Annotated in this window: 5 protein-coding genes; 2 read left to right on the forward strand and 3 right to left on the reverse strand. The window is 55.5% G+C overall.

All coding sequences use genetic code 11. From position 1 onward, the window contains the following. Nucleotides 1–10: 10 nt before the first annotated feature. Nucleotides 11–1,084 carry a tocopherol cyclase family protein gene (locus IQ273_RS30465; protein ID WP_194026840.1) on the forward strand — a complete coding sequence of 358 codons (1,074 nt, stop codon included), beginning with the start codon at nt 11–13 and terminating at the stop codon, nt 1,082–1,084. A gap of 12 nt (nt 1,085–1,096) precedes the next feature. On the opposite strand, the gene IQ273_RS30470 is transcribed toward IQ273_RS30465, so the two are convergent. The 3 genes from IQ273_RS30470 to IQ273_RS30480 form a co-directional block, all read right to left on the reverse strand. Next, nucleotides 1,097–1,762: an SDR family oxidoreductase gene (locus IQ273_RS30470; protein WP_194026841.1), complete on the reverse strand. Its 666-nt coding sequence runs from the start codon at nt 1,760–1,762 to the stop codon at nt 1,097–1,099. 293 nt (nt 1,763–2,055) lie between these two features. Then, the gene (locus tag IQ273_RS30475; protein WP_194026842.1) at nt 2,056–2,610 is read right to left on the reverse strand and encodes a hypothetical protein; all 555 of its coding nucleotides are present in this window, start codon (nt 2,608–2,610) and stop codon (nt 2,056–2,058) included. A 220-nt stretch (nt 2,611–2,830) separates the two neighbouring features. After that, nucleotides 2,831–4,327 carry a hypothetical protein gene (locus IQ273_RS30480; protein WP_194026843.1) on the reverse strand — a complete coding sequence of 499 codons (1,497 nt, stop codon included), beginning with the start codon at nt 4,325–4,327 and terminating at the stop codon, nt 2,831–2,833. Nucleotides 4,328–4,462: 135 nt separating this feature from the next. On the opposite strand from IQ273_RS30480, the gene IQ273_RS30485 reads away from it, so the two are divergent. Further along, the coding region (locus IQ273_RS30485; protein ID WP_194026844.1) for an alpha/beta fold hydrolase at nt 4,463–4,913 on the forward strand (451 nt) is incomplete at its 3' end.

Consider the following 4,913-nt stretch of genomic DNA (forward strand, 5'->3'; position numbering starts at 1 on the left):
ATCCACCCCCATGCCCCTTCACCCTCTCCAAACTCCCCACAGCGGCTACCACTGGGATGGCCAGGCCGATCGCTTTTTCGAGGGCTGGTACTTTCGCGTCACGCTGCCGGAGACGGGCCAAACCTTCGCTTTTATGTACTCCATTGAAGACCCGGCGGGCGGGCAGCCCAACAGCGGCGGCACGGCACAAATTCTTGGCCCTGATGACGGCTACTTTTGCCGCACCTTTCCCGATGTATCGCAGTTTTGGGCATGGAAGGAGGGGCTAGGGCTGGGTCACTGGCGAGGGCGGCCTCAAACGAGCCCTCGGCTGCTGTCGTCGTCAGAATTTAAGCATTACGTTGCTGAGGGATATCAGGTTACGGCAACGCTGCACCAGGGCTATTTGAATGACCCGGTGGCTGGCGCTGTGGCCTGGCATTACCACACAGAGCCTGTATACGGCTGGGCCAGTACGGGGCAGCCTCAGCAATCTACCGCGGGTTTTCTCTCTAGTCTGCCAATTTTTGAGCCCGGCTGGCAAATTCTGATGGCCCACGGCTACTCTACAGGGTGGATTGAGTGGCAGGGAAAGCGGTACGAGTTTACCAACGCGCCTGCCTACAGCGAGAAAAATTGGGGGCGATCGTTTCCGCAAAAGTGGTTTTGGCTTAACTGTAACGCCTTCGACGGGGTAGCCGACCTTGCCTTAACTGCTGGGGGCGGTCGCCGTCAGGTGCTGACCTGGATGGAGTCGGTGGCCATGGTAGGCCTTCACCACGGCGGCAAATTCTACGAGTTTGTGCCCTGGAACGCGCGAGTCACCTGGCACATCGACCCGTGGGGCTACTGGCATATGCGCTGCGAAAAATTGGGTTATGTCGTAGAAGTTACCGGCACTACCGCCCTTGCCGGGATTCCGCTACGTGCCCCCACTCGTGAGGGCATGATCTACTGCTGCCGCGATACGGCTTTGGGTGATGTCAGCGTTAAGCTGTGGCGGCAGCAAGGTGGCAATTTAGATCTAATTGTGGCAGCTAGCAGTGCCCAAGCGGGGTTAGAAGTCGGCGGTGGCCCTTGGGATCAGCCGTGGATAAAAGAGTAAAGATGGAACTCCTTACCAGGGCAGCACCTCTCCATTTGAGTGCCAGAAGGTGCCAGAGCTTTCCAGGGTGAGCGCATCAATGCGGGCCAACAGTCCCTTCACCGCTTCGGCTGGGGTAATGCCGCTGTTGGTAAACCCTGTCATTCGGGTCTGCACCAGCCCCGGATGCAGAATCGCTACGGCAATGTTTTTGGGTTTGAGGTCGTGGGCCAGCGATTTGCCCGCCATCGACAGCGCCACCTTTGACATGCGGTAGCCGTAGGAACCGCCGGAGGTATTGTCGGCGATGGAGCCCATGCGGCTGGTCATCAAGGCTACCTTTGCTCCTTCAGACAAGTTGGGCAATAGGGCTTTGGTGATCCTCAGCGGACCGATCGCGTTAACCTCAAACTGTTGACGAATGCTGTCGAAATCTAAGTTATCTAGGGTGACACGTTCGGCAATGCCAGCATTGTTGATCAGCACATCTAGCGGGGTGCCTTGAAGGCGCTGGGCCAGGGACGTGACCGAGGCATCATCGGTAATGTCGATGCCGGGTTCTATTTGCACCTCCAGGGCTTTGAGCTCATCGGAGGGCTGGCGGCAAACGGCGATCGCTGTATCGCCCCGCTGCTGAAGCTGCCGACAATATTCGTAACCGATGCCGCGATTTGCGCCGGTAATTAGATAAGTAGCCATAGGGTGAGTGTAAGCTTGCGTCTTCTTTTGCGGTCTTAAAGCCAATGGCTCAAAGCATTGACTAGATTAAAGCATCCATCGTCTAGCTATACCGCCGTGGGCTAAAACCTTGGGACCGTGGGGATCAGGCATAGGTGCAAATCTACGCCATCGATCGACCCAGGGGATGCCGTCGGGGCAGCCGCGATGATTAGCACGAATACTCAAAGCGAAGGGGAACTGTATAGGACAGCTCCCCTTCGCTTTGCCGCCGAGCCAGAGATTGGGTGGCCCAACGGCGGTTTTAAGGGTGCCTAGTTGGAACCGTCGGCTGGTTGAGCAGGTTCTACAAGGGTTTCATTCGTACTGGCTTCAGGCTGGCTAGGGGCGGCTGGGGCGAGGGTTGGCTCAGTTGCATTGTTCAGATCCACATCTACCTCGGGCGGCTGGGCCGAACTTGGAGCCGGTATCACCTCTTGAGCGCGCTCGACGGTGCGCTCAATAATGGTGGTTTCGTTATTGGTGGGTTCTGGGGTGACAGCCTCAGGGGTGGGCACTGCCGTACCTGGATCGGTCTCTTCTAAATAAACGTAGATCAGGCCGCCTACTACTGCGGCTAAGGCAGCTAAGGCCAAACCGAGAATAAGACCGGTAGAAATACCGCGATCGGCTTGCAGACGGGCATTCTCTTCGTAAATTCTGGCTTCAGCGGCTCGTCGTCGCTCTTGCTCTAGCTGTTCTGCCGATTTGCCCCTGACATAGCCATCGCGATAAGCAATTTCATCGTTGGTTGCCGGTCGAGTATTGATTGACGATTCAAAATCTCGACTGCGGGGATTATTGCGGGGGTCAGTATTTTGAGTAGACATAGCTTGGTTCTCCCATGAATGGGATAGTTTAGTGAGAAACTTTTTGGCAGGCTGCGGCAAACACCCTTTAGATTTCATATAATCTTTGCCCAATTTAGCAACTGGAGGGGGACGGTTTCATCTATCCCGATAAAGACCCGATAGAGGCATGAGGGGTAGAGATTATGAACCCAGCCTGTCTGCTGAGGGAAGATAACGCTAAATTGCCCGGGGTTTTGAGCTAGCGATCGCCCCCTGGACCACCCTGGGTAACGTTGTAGAGCTGGTAGCGTTCTTCGATCAGGCGATCGACATCGGCGGCGGCGAGGCGCTTGACATAGTTGAGCTTAAATTCTTCGAGAAAGTTCACTACCAGGGTTTCGAGTTCTTCAACATCTTCGTTTTCCTGAAGCTGAAGTCTGAACGTTGCGATCAGCTTTTGCACCAGTTCTTGGGTGAGTTCGTTACCTGACTGGTTCTCTAAAGTTCCCTTGAGCACCCCATAGAGGTTGGCCGACAGCTGGGCCACAACCCGCTGGGCCACCTGGTCAGGCAGATCACCAATCCCTGGCAACTGGCGAAACCCTTGGTAGCCGGGGGCGTGATCGAACGCCTGAGTGACGGTGTGCTTGAGCAAAGCATCGATTTCAGGTTTGACCTGGGGCAGCACGTTATAGACCATCAGGGCCGCCAGTCGTTTTGAGAGTACCTCCAGCTCATCGACACCGCCGACCTCAATGTAGCGGCGCGATTTGGGTTCGAGCAGCGCCTGAGCCACACTGCCGTCACGAACCAGCGACTGCATCTGATCGATGATGCGTAGTACCACTATTTCAGTAATTTCAACCGCCACATTGCTGATCACAAAACGGCTGATGCGGCTTTGAAACGGTTCTAGGTTAATCAGGTTGGACTGGTTGACGCGAATGGTGACAGGAATGATGCGCAGAAGGGCGAGCCAGGGCAGCCGCAGGGCGCTAAACGGAATAATCAGCAGCGCATCGTACCAGCGCCAGAGGATTGCATCTTGCCAGGTGAAGTTTTTGTAGCGGCGATCGAGGTACACACTGCGGGCCAGCAGCTCTAAGCCAAACAGCAGGTTAAACCAAATATCAATTCGCCAGAACAGGTCTACAAATCCACCATGAACGGCAATGCGCCGAAAGAAATTGGTCTCAATCAGGGGCTGAACATCACTGTTGAAGAAACCCATTTCTGAGGAAAAGCCCGCCTCGCGCAGGTGGTCAGGGCTCCAAAACTCGGTAAACGCAGTGGTAGCCGATTCAATCCCCATGCGATCGCGCATTTTATTCTTAATCTGCTCCAGATTGCCGGAGCGATTGGCAATTTGGAACGGATTCTCGGCGATCATAGCGGTGCTCTGCTGCTGCAAATCACTCAGGATAGACTGGGCCTGAATAGATGTCAGCCCGGTTTGAGCCACCTGCTCCTCAAGCTTGTCTACGGTGGCGAGATAGTTAGTGGTAAACCGGTGTGGTTCAATGCCTTTGAAGGTTTCACCGTACCAGATGGTCACTCTGGGCAGCAGCCGCAAATACTGATCCCGCAGGGGAATATAGCTGAGGTCACCGATGACCAACACCAGATTAAGCAGCGCGATCGCCGCCATCAGGCGCTCGAACCAGAGCGATTTAGTGCGGCGAGCATCAAACTTAGAAAATTCGCGACGATTGGACGATCGACTTGACGATCTTCGGGGGCGAGATAGGGCAGCCATAGGAGCGGGCTTAAGAGCATTCCTCTGAAACAATGCCTGGTATTTAGCGTTTTGTCACCCTTACCAGGCTTGTCACGCCAAGATTCGCTACCATTTTAATTAACGTTTGTTTACAAAACTGCCAATCCAAGTCCTATGACCACTGCCTCTGCCTCCCACCCTACCCGCCAGTCTGAGGGCACCTACTGGTACTGGCGCGACCAGGCTATTCATTACGTAGTGGCCGGAGAATCGCGCCCCGCTGGCGAAGCCTCTCCAGGGGAGAACCGCCCCCCCATCCTGTTAGTGCATGGCTTTGGGGCCTCCACCGACCACTGGCGCAAAAATATTCAGGGTCTACAGGCCGATTTTCAGGTGTGGGCCATTGATTTGCTGGGATTTGGGCGATCGGCCAAGCCCGACTGGCAGTACAGCGGCGACCTATGGCAGGCTCAGCTGCACGAATTTATTACCGAGGTGATTGGTCGCCCGGTGGTGCTAGCGGGCAATTCCCTTGGCGGCTATGCCTCGCTGTGTGTGGCTGCCAACCACCCCGAGTCAGCGGCTGGGCTGGTGCTACTGAACAGCGCCGGGCCATTTTCTACCC

Origin of the sequence: Nodosilinea sp. LEGE 07298, assembly GCF_015207265.1 — a bacterium.
Lineage (GTDB): Bacteria > Cyanobacteriota > Cyanobacteriia > Phormidesmidales > Phormidesmidaceae > Nodosilinea.